Source organism: Streptomyces sp. NPDC050263 (genome assembly GCF_040655955.1).
Classification (GTDB): Bacteria; Actinomycetota; Actinomycetes; order Streptomycetales; family Streptomycetaceae; genus Streptomyces.
Map to the genome: position 1 here is coordinate 1,266 of NZ_JBFAKW010000111.1, position 16,986 is coordinate 18,251.

At 65.9% G+C, this 16,986-nt stretch carries 12 protein-coding genes and 7 pseudogenes; 5 read left to right on the forward strand and 14 right to left on the reverse strand.

Features of this window, described 5'->3' with window-relative positions; genetic code table 11:
• The first annotated feature begins 369 nt into the window (after window positions 1–369).
• Together AB0J04_RS34965 and AB0J04_RS34970 are read left to right on the forward strand one after the other, a co-directional pair.
• Window positions 370–945: a hypothetical protein gene (locus AB0J04_RS34965; RefSeq protein ID WP_363172635.1), complete on the forward strand. Its 576-nt coding sequence runs from the start codon at window positions 370–372 to the stop codon at window positions 943–945.
• 175 nt (window positions 946–1,120) lie between these two features.
• Window positions 1,121–3,055, forward strand: coding sequence for an FHA domain-containing protein (locus tag AB0J04_RS34970; protein WP_363172636.1), 1,935 nt, complete (start codon window positions 1,121–1,123; stop codon window positions 3,053–3,055).
• Window positions 3,056–3,951: 896 nt separating this feature from the next.
• Here the strand turns inward: AB0J04_RS34970 and AB0J04_RS34975 are convergent.
• Window positions 3,952–4,200 (reverse strand): annotated as a pseudogene (locus tag AB0J04_RS34975) (ISAzo13 family transposase); the annotation flags it as partial.
• 288 nt (window positions 4,201–4,488) lie between these two features.
• Window positions 4,489–4,842: a hypothetical protein gene (locus AB0J04_RS34980; protein WP_363172637.1), complete on the reverse strand. Its 354-nt coding sequence runs from the start codon at window positions 4,840–4,842 to the stop codon at window positions 4,489–4,491.
• 531 nt (window positions 4,843–5,373) lie between these two features.
• On the opposite strand from AB0J04_RS34980, the gene AB0J04_RS34985 reads away from it, so the two are divergent.
• Together AB0J04_RS34985 and AB0J04_RS34990 are read left to right on the forward strand one after the other, a co-directional pair.
• Complete coding sequence (locus AB0J04_RS34985) at window positions 5,374–5,529, forward strand: winged helix-turn-helix transcriptional regulator (RefSeq protein ID WP_363172638.1); 156 nt, start codon at window positions 5,374–5,376, stop codon at window positions 5,527–5,529.
• A 92-nt stretch (window positions 5,530–5,621) separates the two neighbouring features.
• Window positions 5,622–6,371: pseudogene (locus tag AB0J04_RS34990) on the forward strand (transposase family protein).
• A gap of 383 nt (window positions 6,372–6,754) precedes the next feature.
• Here AB0J04_RS34990 and AB0J04_RS34995 read toward each other — a convergent pair.
• The 11 genes and pseudogenes from AB0J04_RS34995 to AB0J04_RS35045 form a co-directional block, all read right to left on the reverse strand.
• Window positions 6,755–10,099, reverse strand: a complete 3,345-nt coding sequence (locus AB0J04_RS34995; protein ID WP_363172639.1) for a S8 family peptidase — start codon at window positions 10,097–10,099, stop codon at window positions 6,755–6,757.
• Window positions 10,100–10,110: 11 nt separating this feature from the next.
• Window positions 10,111–10,569: a hypothetical protein gene (locus AB0J04_RS35000; RefSeq protein ID WP_363172640.1), complete on the reverse strand. Its 459-nt coding sequence runs from the start codon at window positions 10,567–10,569 to the stop codon at window positions 10,111–10,113.
• 175 nt (window positions 10,570–10,744) lie between these two features.
• Complete coding sequence (locus AB0J04_RS35005; protein WP_363172641.1) at window positions 10,745–11,179, reverse strand: peptidase inhibitor family I36 protein; 435 nt, start codon at window positions 11,177–11,179, stop codon at window positions 10,745–10,747.
• Window positions 11,180–11,502: 323 nt separating this feature from the next.
• Window positions 11,503–11,675 (reverse strand): annotated as a pseudogene (locus AB0J04_RS35010) (IS5/IS1182 family transposase); the annotation flags it as partial.
• 69 nt (window positions 11,676–11,744) lie between these two features.
• Window positions 11,745–12,125: pseudogene (locus AB0J04_RS35015) on the reverse strand (transposase); the annotation flags it as partial.
• Window positions 12,124–12,372, reverse strand: a pseudogene (locus AB0J04_RS35020) (transposase family protein); the annotation flags it as partial. The pseudogenes AB0J04_RS35015 and AB0J04_RS35020, both read right to left, overlap by 2 nt.
• Before the next feature lie 30 nt (window positions 12,373–12,402).
• Window positions 12,403–12,666 carry an integrase core domain-containing protein gene (locus AB0J04_RS35025; RefSeq protein WP_363172642.1) on the reverse strand — a complete coding sequence of 88 codons (264 nt, stop codon included), beginning with the start codon at window positions 12,664–12,666 and terminating at the stop codon, window positions 12,403–12,405.
• Between the two features lie 98 nt (window positions 12,667–12,764).
• Window positions 12,765–13,322, reverse strand: a pseudogene (locus AB0J04_RS35030) (IS3 family transposase); the annotation flags it as partial.
• A gap of 128 nt (window positions 13,323–13,450) precedes the next feature.
• Window positions 13,451–13,861: a group II intron maturase-specific domain-containing protein gene (locus AB0J04_RS35035; RefSeq protein ID WP_363172649.1), complete on the reverse strand. Its 411-nt coding sequence runs from the start codon at window positions 13,859–13,861 to the stop codon at window positions 13,451–13,453.
• Window positions 13,822–14,175, reverse strand: a pseudogene (locus AB0J04_RS35040) (reverse transcriptase domain-containing protein); the annotation flags it as partial. The pseudogene AB0J04_RS35040 and the gene AB0J04_RS35035, both read right to left, overlap by 40 nt.
• Complete coding sequence (locus AB0J04_RS35045; protein WP_363172643.1) at window positions 14,126–14,779, reverse strand: hemerythrin domain-containing protein; 654 nt, start codon at window positions 14,777–14,779, stop codon at window positions 14,126–14,128. The pseudogene AB0J04_RS35040 and the gene AB0J04_RS35045, both read right to left, overlap by 50 nt.
• A 449-nt stretch (window positions 14,780–15,228) precedes the next feature.
• On the opposite strand from AB0J04_RS35045, the gene AB0J04_RS35050 reads away from it, so the two are divergent.
• Entirely contained in the window at window positions 15,229–15,699 is a 471-nt protein-coding gene (locus tag AB0J04_RS35050; RefSeq protein ID WP_363172644.1) for a hypothetical protein, read from the forward strand.
• 413 nt (window positions 15,700–16,112) lie between these two features.
• Here the strand turns inward: AB0J04_RS35050 and AB0J04_RS35055 are convergent, their stop codons facing one another.
• A complete protein-coding gene (locus tag AB0J04_RS35055) occupies window positions 16,113–16,985 on the reverse strand; it encodes a TauD/TfdA family dioxygenase (protein ID WP_363172645.1) in 873 nt (290 codons plus the stop codon).
• Window position 16,986: the final 1 nt, after the last annotated feature.

Here is a 16,986-nt window from a genome sequence, read left to right on the forward strand (position 1 = left end):
TTCACGACGCAGCCGTCTCCCGCTCAGGCCGAGACCCAGTTCACGACGCAGCCGTCTCCCGCTCAGGCCGAGACCCAGTTCACGACGCAGCCGTCTCCCGCTCAGGCCGAGACCCAGTTCACGACGCAGCCGTCTCCCGCTCAGGCCGAGACCCAGCCTGCGGCCACGCTTCCCTCGGCACAGCTCACTGCCGCAAGTTCCCCGGCGCAGCCAACCGTCGCGCATCCCGCGGCACAGCCGACCGTCACTCAACTCTCGGCGCAGCCGACGCCCGCGTATCCCTCGCCGTCGGATTCCACCGCTGTGGGAACACCCGAGTCCTCCCTCCCCCCTTCTCCTTCACGCCGCAATCGGCGCAGCACCGCCCTCGTGGCAGCGGGCGCGGCCCTGTGCGTTCTGGCGCTGGTCGGGACGGGCTATGCCCTCATGAACGACGGGGACGACGACGGAAAGCAGCAGAACGCGTCCACCGCAGGCGCCGGTGCGGCCTCTCCGGATGCGAAGGACGCCTCACAGAACGCCGAGGAAGCCGCCGCTCCCGGCACAGGGGATGACGAGCAGGACACCTCCGCTTCCGAGGGGGTGCAGATGAGGGTGACGGGCTCGCAGACGACGTACTCGGGACAGTGCCCACCCTCGAGCGGGGAGGCGCCCACCTTCACGGCGACGTTCACCGTGGACCGGCTCCCGGCGCACTTCTCCTACCGGTGGGTGTCCAAGGACGGCTCGATCACCGATGAGGAGTGGAGGGCGCTGTCGTTCCCGAACGGCGGAAGCCTCACCAAGCAGGTCAGCGTCAGTCTGACCACGTGGGCGAAGGCCGGAACGTTCGAGAGCGAAATCGGCGTGGAGCTCAATGCCCCTCTTCAGGGCAAGTCCAACATGGTGCCTCTGTCGTTGACGTGCGAGGCGGGAACGACCGGAGGCACATCGTCTGGTCACTGACGACTCGGAACGCGTGACCGAGTCCAGGCACGCTGCCCTCCGGCCGGTTGGGTCTCGGAAGAGTCGAACCGAACCGGGCCCGCCCACGCATGAGTGACAGCTTCGTCCTCATGCCGAGTCAGCCGCATCACGCGGCCTCCTTTTCCCTGTTGAGTGTCATCCGCTAGGAGTAGCAGTGCCATCGGTCATCGTAGGGCGAACGGGCCCCTTCACCGGTCAGAGTGTGGTGCTGAGTGCCGCTCCACTGACGTTTGGCCGCAACAGCGACAACGGTGTCGTGATCGTCAGCGCCAGTGCCTCCCGTCTGCACGCCGAAATCGTGAAGGAGGATGCCGGCTTCGTCCTGTACGACCGCAGCCGGAACGGCACTTTCGTCAACGACCAGCGCGTCACACGGCATGTACTGCGTGCCAACGACCGCATCCAGATCGGTGAGGAGACCTTCCTCTTCGAGTCGCAGGACGTCATGGAGACGGTCATGGACCTCTCCCTTCTCGACATGCCCCGGGCCAAGGCATCCGCGGATCCCGGCCTGCTCCGCGTCACGATCACCGGAGGGGGTCCGGTCGGCCTCGCCTTCGCGCTGACGCTGGAGAACATGCTGCGCGGGCGGGTCGCCATCAAGATCTACGAAGGCCGGTGGATCAAGAACGGATCCTCTGTGGTCTGGAAGGACGAGACCCACGGAAACACCCGTCGTCAACAGGTCGTGACCATTCAGAGCAGGCAGTACCTCGCTCTGCCCGAGGAGATGCAGTCGGCGCTGTTCGAGTCAGGTGACTTCTCGGAGATGTGGCCCGTCGGACCGGACTCCGTGGAGGGCCGGCCTCCCCGCAACATCCGGATCGCGTACATCGAGGACCGCCTGCTGGAGTTGGCGAACAAGAGCACCGCGATCCGGCTGGTGCCGCAACGGTTCGACCCGTCGGAGCACCAGGGCCGGTTGTCGCAGGAACACGTCCTGGTGGTCTGCGAGGGCGGACGGTCCCGTACACGGGAGCACTACAGCGACCGCTTCGGCGCGGCCGACGCCTCGATCTACTCCCTCGATGGCGACCATCTGCAGGACGTGGTGCTGGGGCTACGGGTGAAGTCCCCGCTGCCCGACCCGATGAGCGTCCTGCTGACCGTGTCGCAGAACAGATTCCTTCTCAACTCGCTTCGCGGTGAAGGCTTCCTGAACATGCGCCTCACCCGTGAGGAGGCCAAGAACGTCGTCGGTATCGACCCGGTCCGCCAGGTCTTCGAGGAGTGCATCGCCGCTCGTCCCTGTGTCATGAGCCGTGAGGAGGACAACGAGTTCCGCTGCCCCTCGCACGGAACCCTCTTCCTGCCCGCCCTGCTGCGCAGCTCGCCCCTGTGGAAGCGGATCAGGGAGGGTCTAAAGCTGTTCGGCATGACCGAGGACGATCTCACCGCGGTCACGTCGTTCCGACTGGACATGGTGCAGCGCCCGCGGTTCACCGCGCAGCTGACCCGCCCGACGTCGACGAGCCCCGGCACGTACGGCTTCCTGCTGGGCGACGCGGCCAACGCCATTCACTTCTGGCCGGGCCGCGGCCTCAACAGCGGTCTCGCCTCCGCCACGTCGCTGGCCCGTTCCCTCAGTCGCGCGTGGCGGGGAAAGCCGCTGCGTGACGCCGACTTCATCCGGCACGAGGCGGCGATGTCCATGCTTCAGTACCGGCACAAGAGCCGGGCCTGGAACGCCATGGTCACCACCGACGAGCAGGGCGCCACCCGCGCCATCAAGGACATCATCGCCCGCAGCATGGAACCGGCTCCCGGCGGCGACTCCGAGTCCCAGCAGGCTCACCTCGACGCCCTGCTGGAGAGAATGAGCGCGATAAGCGAGCGGCTCGCGCCGCGCCTCCCCGGCATGCCCACCGACGAGGAACTGCGCACTCACCTGTCGGCGTTGGATCCCGCCACGCTGCGCACGCTCCAGGAAAGCGGCGCGTGGGACACCTTGATCGTCGGTGGCGAAGAGGCCGACATCGATCTCTTCTACCAGTCGGACTCGCCCGTCTACATTCCTCGCCCCGCCGACCCGCGAAACATCCCGTCGGGTCTCGCACCGCAGGAAGCCGCGTCCGTGCATCTCCCCTGAGGGAAGGTGGAGGGCTTCGGTGTAGTCACATGACGTCCGGCGCGATAGGGCGGCGGGGGGGCGTTACCGGTCCGCAACTGGAAGGAGTCCTCGGACCAGGTGGTTCACGGACACGGTGCAGGACTTCGAGCTTCCAGTGGTCATGCACGCGTTCGGCGAGCTGGGCCGCAGCGGGCCTGTTCGGGGTCAGGCTCGTGACGGCGTATGTCGGCTCGGCGGTGGCCAACTGCTCTTGTTGCCTGAAGTCTCCCCTTGATCGTGGACACCTGGAGACTGGGATCTGAGTTCCAGAGGAAGCAGTGCCAGGTGGGAAGCAAGTGCACGAATCTCTACTCGGACGAGTACAAGCGGGACGCGATCGAGCTGTGCCGAAGGCAGCGGACGCCGCCTCGACGTCCACGTCGTCGACCCCGTCGAACACAAAGGAATCCCATAACGATGCATCGGCCTGCATGACCAGCACCGTTACCGCCCACAGCCGATCACGGCGGGGTCAACCAGAAACCTGATGGAGCGTCACTCTCGGATGCCAGACGGCGGGGCGTACGCCGTCTCACCCGACCCCGCCCCCTGGCAATCGAACACCGCGGTGACGCTCCGCGACCGCTCCCCAAGATCTTTGCCAGAACCGACAACCGACTCCATTGGTAGGTCAGTTTTGACTCCACTTGGCGGCCGTGGGACCGAGTTCTGTAGCTGAGAAGTGACTCCACCTGGGGGCTTGCCTTGGGGCCCGATGGCACTCGCGAAGGCGAGGATCTCCGGCTCCCCGCATCCGGGTTCCGAGGGCAGTGTTGTGTGGTTCGGCAGAACGTATCCCCGCCACCCCGACGTGCTGGCTGCCCAACACCGCGGCGCCCGCATCCGCAGTGAGAAAAGCATCTGCTGGAGCGCGTGCGACCGCCGCCGTCCCGGCGGACCCGGCCATCGGGCAGGGGACCCTCACCGCCCTCCAACTGGAAGACCCCCTTCAGTACCGTCGTCGCGCTCACCCCCGCGGCACGCGCGACTGCCCGGATCCCGCCGTGCCCCAGCAGCCGGGCCTCGGCGGCCAGTGCCGGCTGCTGCTGTCGCTCATTCAGATGAGGGAACAACACCCCGAAGCGCAGGACAAGTTGGTCACAAACCTCGCTCGGTATGCGCATACCACGCCAACGACAGAGCGACGTGAAGCAACGTGTTGATTCTTTACGGACCCTAACTACCCGGTGTTGGGTGAGGGCCCATCACGCGATGCCCCGTCGAGTTGATCTGGACGGGCTCCGACGCGCACGGCGACGATACGGGGGCCTCCCGGCACCGCTCGATGCGAATCGCATCCCTGAGCTGCCGAGAGGCCCTGTCCTCATGCGTGTACCGTCAGGAGATCACCCCGGCGGTAAGCCTGTTCGGCTGTCGACACGGTATGCGCGGCAGGCGAACGGGTGATCGAGTCAGCTCCACTTGTAGCAGCCGTAGTAGTTGACTCGCGAGTCAAGCCAGCAGTACCTGATGCGCCAAATGTCCTTATCGAAGTTGACCGAGCTCGCCTGGTTCGGCTGGACCACCAGGTCATAGCTGATGCTGTTGTCGTAGTGCTGGGCGTCAATGCGGATCGCGCTGGAGCCCCAGTTCGTCGCCCAGAGCCAGCTCTGGCGTCCGTTGCCCGGGTTGTTGTCGTACGACGCCTGCGCCTGCGGGTAGTTGATCGTGGTTGCAGCTGTCCCGACCTCAGAGGCGGAGGCAGAAGGTGTGAGGATGGCGGTCAGCAGGGCGGCAGCTGAAGCCGCTCGCACGAAGGTCTTCATGCTCATATCTGTATTCATGTCCTTAGTGGTCGTCTCTTCCTGCGGCGGTGTGGGGGCGGAGCGCCGTTACCGCCAAGGGCGGAAGGATCCGTTGAGGAATCGATGTGTTGGTGGTCAGGTCTGAGGCTGAGGGCGCAGGGCGCCGTCGGGTCGCAGTGCTTCCACAGGTCGGTGACGCAGGTGCCGGTCGGTCCGGGGTAGGGGCGCGAACGTGGCCTCGTCAGGGGTGCTCTCGAAGTGCGTGATCAGGTTCAAGGCGTCGAGGTGGCCCGGGCTGGCAAGGATTGGTCGTCGATGGCGAGTTGGTTCAAACCGAGGTCCTCCGCTGTCCGGGCGAGACGCCTGGCCTGTGACCCTGCCCTGGCGGAAGGATCGAGGCTCACGCCGAAGGAGAGTGGGTGTTCGTGGTCGGTCATGCCTCTACGATGCGCCGGACTGCCCCAACGGCAAAACGACGCGTAAGGTGCTAACCTTTCGTAAGTAGACTCCATTCATGACAACACCTGCGCGAGTTTCGAGGGCACCCTCGAAATGGTCGGACGTCGCTGGACGGGCTCGGTATTGCAGGCCGCCGCCCAGGGCGCCCGCCGCTTCGGCGAGTACAGGGCACTGATCGACGGCATATCCGGCCGGCTGCTCTCCCAGCGCCTGAAGGAACTCATTGAGGGTTCTCAGGGCGGCCACTGATCGGGTGACGCTGGTGGTGTGCGCAACGCACGAGGCTCCCGTGCCGTTGGGGGAGGTGTTCGAAGTCTCAACCCACAGGCACAGGAGCCGCGTTGGTTCCGTATTCTGCCGCACTCGACCTGCCTCATGCTCTGGTCGAGTGGGTCACCATGCTGATCGTCACCCGCGAGGGTGACCGCCGCTGCAAACTACCGCCGCACCAGCGTGCGCTGGTCGGCCTGGTGTACCTGCGCCGGCACGACACCCTCGCCCAGATCGCCGCCGGTTTCGGTATCTCCGTCGGCACCGCCCACGCCTACGCGTCGGCCGTCATCAACCTGCTCGCCGGCCGAGCGCCCGGCCTGCTGCGTGCCCTGCGCGAAGCCGATCCCGACTACGTCCTGCTCGATGGCACCCTCGCGGAGTGCGACCGGGTCGGCGACGGGCGGGCCGACTACTCCCACAAGCACCGCAGGCACGGGGTGAACGTGCAGGTGGTAACCGACCCTGCCGGACGGCTGCTGTGGATCTCGCCCGCACTGCCCGGCCGTGCCCACGACCTGACTGCGGCCTGCATCCACCGGATCATCCGGATCTGCGAACGCCAGGGTGTTCCCGTCCTCGCTGACCGGGCTTACACGGGAGCCGGACCGTGGGTGACGACCCCTTTCAGACGCCCACCGGGCCGAGAGCTCACATCGACTCAGCAAACCGTCAACCGCGCGCTGTCCGCGGCAAGGGCACCGGTCGAGCGTGGTGTCGCACGGCTGAAGTCGTGACGGATCTTCCGCCGGTCCCGATGCAGCCCGAATCGAATGACGTCAATCGCCGCCGCCGTCCTCACCCTGGAGCGGCAGCGCTGAAAGAGCTCAGTGACCAGGTGAATCGCAACCGCTGAGAAACTCCGGCTGCATTCCATCTTCAGGGAATCGCCCAGTGTCTTACCCGGGTTCGACGTGTCCCTCGCACCCGGGAACAGTTGTCGGCGTCTTCGAGAAGCCGAATCGCCAGAGCATCGTCATGCCGGAAATGACCAGTGTGCGTGACAGAAATCGGCCTGGATCAGCGTAACTTGTGTGCAGCGTCAGCCGATCGCCAACCAGTCCGCCGATAGCCGGCCCCAGGACGGCCTTCCCAGGCACGGTGCTCGGCCGGGAAGCCCCGGCCGAGCACCGTGTTGCGACGACTCCTGGAATCCGCGCCATGACCCGGTGGGTACACGGCGCTTCTCCGCCTGCCGCTGCTGTTACTTCAGGAGGTACGCATCGAAGACGGTCAATTTGTAACTGTTGCCTTCGGCGTCCGTCAGCGCTCCCTTGAGCGAGACCGACCTGGCGGACGCGGGATGGTCCAGCGTGACGCTGCTCTTGCCGTTCGCGGTGGTGACGGGAGCCTCCTTCCAGGAGTTACCGCCGTCGTAAGACGCCTCGATCGTGAGGGACTTGACTCCCTTGTCGGCCGCGTAGCCCCTGACGACGAGCGGAACCGTCAGCTTCGCGTCCGCCTTGGCGGTACTGTCCAGGCTCAGCTTCGGGGCGAAGGACAGGCTGGACAGCGGAAGATCCACCACGTCATCTCCCCCGTCCCATGCTGACATGAACGTCCAGGCTGCCTGGATGCGGGTACTGACCCCCGCGATATCGGCCTTGCGCGACACATCGGTGCTCACGGTGTATGAGGCCCGTTTCTCCGGCAGACCCGACATCAGCCTGCAATCGTTATCGTCGAGCCCCGTGTCGGTCTTCACGCCGTCGACCGTCACCACGGTCGTGGCCTCGGCGTCCGCCGAGAATCCGGAACGGCCGGCGCTGTCTGAGAACAGGGGAAGGCACACAAGGGCCTGGTCCTTATAGCGTTGCGCGACCTTCACGGTCGGGCTGAAGACGCCGACGTTGAGAGTGAGGTCATAAGTTCCCCCCGCCTTGTAGGTCCGGCGGCCGCCGTCCGACACGAAAAGCACCTCGTGTTCACCGTTGTATGGGACGTCGGCAGCCACCTGCCCTGCCCCGAAGCCCCACTGGAAGCCGGGCGGTGTGGTGACGTACTGCTTCGAGGCAGTGGGGAGGGGGAGCAGAGGACCCAGCCCCGACACCACGAACGAGTTGTTCTCCCACCACGCAGGCTGGATCGATCCCAGCTTGTTCTTCGCCGGGGCGCCCATTTCCACGTTGATCAGGGCGAGTTCGCTCCTCGTAGCCCGATGCGTGAAGCCGTCGAACATACTGGAGTCACGGGTGTAGAGCAGGTTGTAGAGGGTCGAGCCCGCGGTCATCGTGGTGCTGATCCGAGCCTGGAACAACTTGTCCGGAACCTCCTCGCCCACCGAAGCGGTCGAGAAGCCGTCCAGCGAATCCATGTGGATCCTCTTTTCCAGAGATGTCCCGTCTCCGAGGACGAGGGTCCATCCCAGCATGGCGCCGACCGTGTTCGCGGCCTCCGGGGCACCGATGTCCAGTGGCTTTGCGTCGCGCCCGTCGAAGACGAGCTTCGTGTCCTCGGTGACCCTCAGCTTCCGCTGGATCAGCTCCGACACATCGGACTCGCCCTCGTCCGCCGGGGTGAGGATCATGGCGTCCACCATATAGTCGCCCTTGGGCGCACGGATCGTGACCTTGCCATCGTCACTCCACGCCCCCGGCGACGAAGGGACGGGGCCGAGGCCAAACAGGTCGACGGTTGCCTCGGCCGGATCGCCGTTGCCGTCGAGGAGCTCCGTCGTGACGTCGTACGACTCCTCCTCCCTGGTGATCACGAAGGCAGTCCGTACGCTCTGGCCTCCCTGAGCCGCCGTGGCCACCAGTGCGCCCGAGAAGTCACCGTACTGATCACTGACTCGGGTGTCCGCGGTCAGCGCGACGTTCGCCGTCGCACGGGGCGCCACGGTGACCTGCCGGGCGTCGGTGGTGAACAATCCGTCCGGTACGGCCTTGCCGCCCGGCCCGGTTGCCTCCACCTTCAGGTCGAGGGTGACCGATTCGGCCCCGTCATTGCGATAGGTGACGTTCCGCGTAACCGGCTCCGCACCGGACGGCGACCAGCGCTGGATCCCGAAGCCGACCGAGCTCTGCTCGGTGACGACGGTCTGGGTGATCGCCTTCGCCACATCGGTACGGCCCGCACCCTGCTGATAGGCCGTCAGGCCCGGAGTGGGCTTGGCCGAAGCGGTCAACGCCTGCTTGATCCGCTCGCCGGTCCAGTCCGGATGTTGCTGCGAGAGGACGGCCGCCGCACCCGCGACATGCGGCGCCGCCATCGACGTACCGCTCATGGCGACATAGCCGTCCCCCGCCGGGGTGCCGAGCTGCCCGTCGGTGGCCTTGGCCGCGACGATGTCTACGCCGGGCGCGGTGATGTCCGGCTTTAGTGAACCGTCGGCAGTCGGACCCGCGCTGGAGAACGGGGCGATGTCGTCCTCTCGGTCCACTGCCCCGACCGTGAGGGCTGCTGCCGCGCTCCCGGGCGAGTTGATGCTTCCCGAGGCGGGGCCGCTGTTACCCGCCGAGACGACGAACAGGATTCCGCTGCTCTCGGAGAGCGAGTCGACCGCTTCTTCCAGCGGGTCGATCGTGGCGTGGTCGTCGCCGCCGAGGCTCATGTTCGCCACTTTGGCGCCCTCGTCGGACGCCCACTGCATCGCGGCGATGATGGACGAGTCGAAGGCCCCGCCCCGGTCGTCGAACACCTTGGCGTCCAGGATCTTCGCCTTGGGCGCGACACCCTTGTACTTGCCCGAGGACTTGGCTCCGCTGCCCGCGATCGTCGAGGCCACGTGGGTGCCGTGGCCGATGTGGTCCACCGAGCTGCCCGAGCCGGAGAAGTCCTTCTCCGCGACTTCGACTCCCGCGAGATCCGGGTGCGTCTGGTCCACTCCGGTATCGATGACCGCGACCTTCACGCCGTCACCCTGGTAGCCGGCGGCCCAGGCCGTGGGCGCGCCGATCTGGGGAACGCTCCTGTCAAGATTCATCTCGCGCCGGCCGTCCAGCCACACACGGCTGATCCCGGTTGCCGCGATCCGTGCTTCGGACTTCCCGGAGCCGGCGGTCAGTGCCCGCCACACGTCGGAAGCCTTGTTCTTCGGGGCCGACACGGCCTGTGCGTTCAGCACGGCGAGGTTTCGCTCCACCTTCGCGCCGGTCGCTGTCACATCTGCCTTGACCTCAGCCTTCGCTCGTGCTTTCGCGGCGCTCTTCGGATAGGCGAGGATCAACGGAAGCCCGTCGCGGTGGGCGTCGTCGTACTGTGCCTCGACGAGGCCGGTCACTTCGAACAGGCGCCGGTCCACCGTGCCGTTCCCGACGAGCCGCATGGCGTCCGTCGGGATCACATACGTACGGTCCTGCTCCCGCCGCACCAGCATTCGTAAGTGCTCGCGACCCTTGGCCGGCCGCACCTGAGTCACCCTTCCCTTGGCATCCAAATCGACCCGGTCGCCGGTGATCAGTGTCACCGTGGTCGACTTCGCGCCGAAGCCCTCGTCGGCGCCTTGGACCCCGCCCGGTGGCGATGCGGCGGCTCCAGGGGCCAATCCTGAGGTGAGCGCCACGGTGACGGCGATGACTCCCACCAAGTATTCGCTGGGTCTGCGCATAGAAGCTGTCCCTATCCTTCTCGTTGGAGGAGATACGGCGATTTGGAACTCGTCAGTGAAAGATCACGATCACCCAACGCGACTCGGCCGTTCGCTTGGCGAGAGGCCGTGCATGCGAGCCGTGCTCGCCGCCCCCGTCTCACTCGGCCGGTGGCTCGCGCAACGCGGCCACGAGACGCGTTGAGGCCGCCCGGCAACGGGTGGCACAAGGTGTCGAAGGTGGGAACCATCGGGGTTTCCCGCCTCGTGTGCTGCTTGAACGGCGGCCAGTGCCGGCGTTTTCCCATGGTGATCTCCGCAAGGCGCTTTTCATGGTGATCGCGCAGTTCCTGGTACTCGATCGGCGAGCCACGCAGCATCAGGTGCTCTCGTAGCCCGAGTTCGGTGAGCGCGTTGACGGCGTTGCCCGGCAGGAACAGCCCCATGCAGGACGCGGGCTGCTGTCTGCGCTCGATGATGTCGGCCGACATGCCCCGGCGATGCAGCGCAATGGCGGCGGGAAGGCCGGCGACTCAGGCGCAGATCACCAGGACATCGAGGGACCGAGGCATGTTCTGTTCTCCGAGGGGCGAACGGTTGTGGCTCCCAGCCCTACTGTGGGCGGGAACGAGGGGTGCTTCGGACGGCCTGTGTTGGCGCCCTGTCTTAGCATCCTTCGAGGCCCCAGACGAACCGAGACGACGAAACCTGGTCGTGCAGTGAGCTTGGCATGTTGCTGCGACTGTCTTTGGGAAGCCAGTAGGTCTGTCCGTTTTCACTGCCGTACCACGAGTGAGGGTAGATATCGATGCACCAGCCCGTGTTGTTGATCACCGAGCTGACCCTGTCGTTGGCGTTCGTTCCATTACTGAAAGTCAGCCCAGAGAAATCGTCGAGTACTTGACCGGTGCCCTTCTTGGTAAGGGTCCCGTTCCCGCCGTGCACGGCGACGAGCACCGTACCCGTGTAGTCGCCTCCGTCATAGAAGCAGACTTCGTTGTCGTTACAGGTGTAGGCAGCGGCTGCAGGCGTGCCAGTCGCGAGAATGAATCCTGCGGCCATGGTTCCCGCAACCAACAACCCTTTGATTTTCTCGGCCATTCGTCTCACGCCTCTCCATGATCCGTACTATCGCGCATTGCGCTCCCAGAGTCGGATGCTTTCCTCGGCAACCGACCCCATCCAGGAGTTGACCCTCATGCGAATCGTAATGAACAGCTGTGCGCCGGACGGCACTTGGTGACATATCGAATCAATAGGGAAGATAACTCTGCCCCTTTGATCGCTCCTTGTGCGGATGACCTTCATGGGTGGTTCCACTCAACGCCAATCCGGGATATCGTAAATACCAGTTGTTGATACCCGCCCGGCCTCGATCTCGTTCGCAAACGCGTCTTGCTCACACGGCGAGTCATTGAGCTCTTTCAGTGTGGCCGCTCCAGAGTGGGGGCGGCTGTGGCGATTGACGACATTCGATTCGGGCTGCACCGGGATCTGCGGAAAATGCGCCAGGACTTCGGACGCGCGACGCCGCGCTCGACCGGCGCACGTGTGGACAGCGCTCGGTTGACGGTTTGCTGGTCGGTGTGAGTTCGCGTTCCGGCGGGTGTAGGAGGGGTGTCGCCACCTACGATCCGGCTCCTATTGATCCGAAACTCAAAGGGTTCTATTCGAGGGTGTAGCGGACGTGTGGGCCGCCGAAGTAGCCGCGGACGATGTGCGGCTGGCGTTGGCGGCGGTGGAAGAACCGGCGGGTCTCGGCGGCGAGTTGGGCCTGGTCGCGGGCCCGGCTGTGCATGGGCAGGCTGCGCTTGAGGTCGGCGTTGACCAGTTCGTCGGGGTTGAGCTCGGGCGAGTACGCGGGCAGGAAATGCAGTTCGATCCGGTCGGGGTGGTCGGCGAGCCGGGCTCGGACCTTGCGGGACCGGTGGGCGGAGTGGCCGTCCACGATGAGGTGCACCTTGCGGGCGAAGTGGCCGATGAGCCGGTCCAGGAAGCGGCACATCACGTCGGCGTCGAAGGTCTCGGTGAACACCATGAAGTGCAATGGGAACGCCCTGGCGTTCGCAGATCCGCATGATGCGGTGGGCGTGGGCCGCGGTGAAATCGTGCGCGCGGCCGGGCAGGGCCGGAGAGATCGACAGCAACTGCCCGACTGGGTCCGTCACCACCTACACGTTTACCCCGTGACGGCGGTGCTTGTGGGAGAAGTCGCTCCGGCTGTCGCCGACCCGGTCGCGCTCCCTCAGGGAGTCGTCGAGCAGGAAGCAGTCCGGATCTGCCTCGCGCAGGGTGTCAATCCCCTGGTTGCGTAGAGACGTTGGTTATGCGGCCCGGTCTTCCTGATCGGTCCGGGCCCGCGCTTCCTGGATGATCCGTTCGAACTCGACGGGCGGCTTCCCGCCGGCCGCGCTGTGACGGCGTTTCGTGTTGTAGAAGTCCGCGATCCACGTGTCGGTCTTCAGCCGGGCCCCGGTGCGGGTGGCGAAGGTGTGCCGGTGGATGTACTCGACCTTGAGGGCCGAGTGGAACGACTCCGCGGCGGCGTTGTCCAGCGCCGGCGCGACGCGCCCGATCGACTCCACCACGCCCTACCTGCCACACAGCTGCTGGAACGCCTCGGACGTGTACTCTCGCTGCCGCGGTCCGTATGGAAAATGACGCCGCCGACCTGGCCGCCCCGGGTCGCGATCGCTATCTGCAAGGCGGCGCTGACCAGCGCGTAGCCAAGGGCGCGGCGGGAGAAGGCGTCGTGGACGGATGCGAGGTAGAGCTTGCCCTCCCCGGTCTCGATCTCCGTCATGTCGCCCCACCACAAGACGTTGGGAGCGATGGCGTCGAACTTGCGTCGTACCAGGTCAGGAGAGGCTTTCCGCTTACCGGGGCGGGTCGGCGAACGACGTCGGCGAGGCGGCTCGCGGCCCTGCAGGCCCAGTTCGGCCATGATCTCGGCGACGGTGTTCTCGGATACCTGCCAGCCCACTTCCCGCAGGTCCAGCGTGATCCTCGGCGAGCCGTACGTCCGGCCCGAGCGGTCGAAGAAATAGCGGATCCTCGCGGCCAGCGACGCCCGCCTGGCCTCGCGCTTCGTCGGCTCGGACGGTCTGCGGCGCCACCTGTAAAACCACGCCTCCGACACGCCGAGTGACCGGCAGGAGGTGCGGTGCGGAACGTTGTGCACGGTCTTCTGGTCGCTGATCACCCCGACGAGGGCCGCCGGGGCCGCCACGGCTACTTCACCCATAAGAGTAGGGTCGGCCCGGGACGCGGGCCGACCTTGCGACCAGCCCGTTTCCCCGGGCCGCCCTCCGCACCCGCCGTGCCCGCTCCCGAGCAACGGGCGCTCCACAAGCCCCGATTGGGCGGTGCTCTTCAGCCGGTGCCGGGCCACGGAGAGGGGATCTTCGTTCCTCGGTAGAGGTAGCGGATGGTTTTCACCCTCGTGGGGTCGAACAGCCGCACCTCGTCCGTGACGGGCCACCAGCGGCCGCCGCAGTAGCGGCGGCGCAGGTCCTTCCAGGTGCGCCGGCGGAGCTTCCTTCGCAGCCACTTGATGACCCGCTGCCAGACGAAATGGCGCAGGTATCGGCAAGAGGCGTGCGAGACGCCGAAACGGAAGTAGGCGGTCCAGCCCCGCAGTACCCGGTTGAGGCGGTGCAGCAGGACTTCCAGCGGCGCTGGAGACGCCAGCCGAGGAAGGCCAGGCCCTCGTCGATGTGCGTGATCTTCTTCTTCTCCGGTGACAGGCGCAGGCTCATCGGGGAGAGCACCTCGGCCACCCAGTCACGGATGCGACTCGCATCCTCGCGGGTCCCGGCGACGAGCACGAGAAAGTCGTCCGCGTACCGGCAGATCCGGTAGTCGGGCTTGCCCGTTGCCCGCCGGTGGGCCCTGCGACTGCGGGTGGCTCCTGGTCCTCCCGGTCCCACCGCGATCGCTTCGTCCAGTACGGACAGGGCGATGTTGGAGATCACGGGTGACAAGATCCCGCCTTGCGGTGCACCGGTCCCCGATTCCTTCAACTCGGAGTCCAGTTCAGGATTTTCGTCAGGCCCTTTTCGCCGCAGATCCGTAGACGCGGCGCGCGTGGGAGGCATAGGCCCGCGGCCCGAGCAGGGGCATGAGCAGCCGTGGCACCAGCGGGGCGGGGGACAGTAGCAGCTTCACGACTTCAGGTGAGGCGAAGTAGGCCAGCATTCCGAAAATGATGGGCAGTCTACTCTTCGGCAGTCCGTTGATGGCATGATCGCCGATCTGGTGCCACTCGGGGACTGTGAGGTATCGGCCTACAACAGACAGCACCTCCTTCTCTTCGATACCGAGGTGCTCCGTCAGGGCGGCACCCAGGTCGACCAGCAGGTCCGCCAGGTGTTCACCATCGGCGGTGCCGGCCTCACGGCGCCAGGCCTCAAGCGCCTTGGCGCCCTCGGTGATCAGAGCGTCGATCCGTACATGCTGATCATCCATCAGTTGCAGGGTCGGGTGCAGATCGGCCGGCGCCCGCTCCAGGAGTTTGGGCCACAGCAGGTCGTCCTCGCCCTTGTGGTGGAGATGCAGGAAATCCTGGATCAGTTCGATGTGGTCGGCAACGACCTTGGCGCGAGCGATATCGCCCGCCGGAACTCCACGAACCAGGTCAGGCATCCGGTCGAAGGCATCGCGGAAGGCCTCATGCACGACAAGCATGTCGCGCACGTCCACTTGGCCACTTGATTTGTCGAACAACAGTCTCTTCTTTCTTGATGGCAAACCGAGATACGAGTCGGAGACGGCGCCTTACCTGCCCCCGCGAAAAGGCGCACCGGCACCAGGGGAGTGCACCCCCCCATGAACCAGGAGCGTCGGATAGGGAACCGCTGGTAGTTACGGAAATCTCACCCGCGGTGCGGACAACTCCAGCGCGCAGTTGGGAGCCTAGAACAGGCTGCACACACTGTCCAACTGTATGTGCAATGTGGTTTGGTGGACGCAGCACCACCCATGCGACGATGGCTCCCGCGTGATGGGTAGGCGATCACCGTGTGGGTGTGCGCGGGCGGGTGCCCGGGGCGTGCATCCGGTGACGGCTTCCGCTCCCTGCGCAAAGGGCAGGCCACCGTGCAAAGCTCCCTGGTGAACGGCCAGTTCAACCCGGGAGGTGCCCGATGGCCTTGTCCCGGTCTGACCTGCAACGCCTGCACTCCCTCAAGCGCCGCGCGGCTACCGCGACCCGGTCTGTGCCCATCCCGCCGCAGTTCGTACGCATGCTCCGCGCACACATTGAACGCTTCGGCGTGGCGCCGGACGGCCGACTGTTCCGGAACGAGGCCGGCAACTATGTGGACGCAGCTGTATATGGCACAACGTGGGCGCGGGCACGGAAGTACGTCCTGACCCGTACAGAACTCGCCTCCAAGCTGGCCAAGCGGCCCTACGATCTCCGGCACGCCGGGATCTCGTTCTGGCTGTACTCCGGTGTGGACCCCGCCGAGTGCGCTCGTCGCGCGGGCCAGAGCATTGAGGTCCTCTTCCGCCACTACGCCAAGTTCCTGGACGGCGTCCGAGAGCAGGCCAACCGCCTCATCGAGCAGTCCATGCAGGAGTGGGGCCGTGTCAGCCAGGGCGCGGAGTCTGAAGGGTGAGTCGGGGTTGGTCCGTGACTGGTCCGGAAGTACTGGTCAGGATCGGGACAGCGGTGGGAGGAACTGGGAGTTATGACGTAAGGCGGTCCCTGCTCTGGGCGGGCCGAGAGGAAGGCGCCTGGCGGGCAAAAGCCCAGGTCAGGCGCCTTTTTTCGTGCCTCTAGAAGAAGCCCAGCTTCTTCGGCGAGTACGACACCAGCAGCTTCTTCGTCTATTGGTGGTACACCGTCGATGTGGGATCTGACCAGCGTAAACGCGGAACGCAAAGGGAGGTGGCCAGGATCCGGCCCGGGTGTGGTCCGGATCATGCCCTCTGTTTTGGTCGATCCGGAACGGCACTGGTCTCAGGCAGCGCGGTGAGGCGTCGTACACGGGACCGAGAGCCGTGCACGACGCCGCCCCCCTTCAGAACATCAGCCCTTGACGGGGCCGCCGTTGATGGCGACGCGCTGGCCGTAGCGGGCGTATGGGTAGTAGTCGTACGTCGCGTGGTGCTGGACGCACCGGTTGTCCCAGAAGACGAGCGTGCCCGGGGTCCAGCGGACGCGGCAGTGCAGGACCGGCCTGCGGGCGATGATGTCGAAGAGCACGTCGAGCAGGGCCCGGCTCTCGTCGGGGGAGAGCTGCGGGATGCGGCTGGTGTAGGCCTTGTTGACGTACAGCAGTTTGCGGTCGGTCTCGGGGTGCCGGGCGACGAGGGGGTGTTCGCTCTTGGGGACGACGTAGTCCGCGGGCAGTGGGTATCCCGCCAGGGCCTGCGCGCCGTCGTGTATCGCGGTCAGCGGGTCCAGCAGGGCGCGCATCGCCGGTGAGAGCATGTCGTAGGCGAGGTGCATGTTGGCGAAGAGGGTGTCCCCGCCGCATCCCGGCTCGGGTGTCTCGGTGATGTAGAGCATCGACCCCAGGGACGGTTCGGCGTCGGCGGTGCCGTCCGCGTGCCAGCCGTTGCCCGCCACGTTCGCCGAGGCCGACGTCGTACGGATCTCCAGGATGTAGGGATCGTCCTCGGGCGGCGGCGGGTTGACGGCGCGCAGTTCGCCGAAGGCGGCGGCGAAGCGCTTGTGATGCTCGGCGGTGATCGTCTGATCGCGGAAGACCAGGACGTGGTGGTCGCGGAATGCGGCCCGGATCTCTTCCAGTTGCTCCGCCGGGATCTCCTGTGACAGGTCGACGCCTGAGACTTCCGCTCCCAGAACGGGAGTGATCCGCTCGACGGTGAGCGTCCGGTAGGGGTACGCCGGACGAGTGGTCACCGCTTCCAGCGCTTCGAGTTCGTATGACTCCATG

Bases quoted from the DNA above. Each gene is read 5' to 3' on its own strand.
- AB0J04_RS35005 (WP_363172641.1), bottom strand. From the start codon at position 11,179: ATGGCCGAGAAAATCAAAGGGTTGTTGGTTGCGGGAACCATGGCCGCA.
- AB0J04_RS35000 (WP_363172640.1), bottom strand. From the start codon at position 10,569: ATGTCGGCCGACATCATCGAGCGCAGACAGCAGCCCGCGTCCTGCATG.
- AB0J04_RS34995 (WP_363172639.1), bottom strand. From the start codon at position 10,099: ATGCGCAGACCCAGCGAATACTTGGTGGGAGTCATCGCCGTCACCGTG.
- AB0J04_RS34980 (WP_363172637.1), bottom strand. From the start codon at position 4,842: ATGAAGACCTTCGTGCGAGCGGCTTCAGCTGCCGCCCTGCTGACCGCC.
- AB0J04_RS35055 (WP_363172645.1), bottom strand. From the start codon at position 16,985: ATGGAGTCATACGAACTCGAAGCGCTGGAAGCGGTGACCACTCGTCCG.
- AB0J04_RS34985 (WP_363172638.1), top strand. From the start codon at position 5,374: ATGGTCGGACGTCGCTGGACGGGCTCGGTATTGCAGGCCGCCGCCCAG.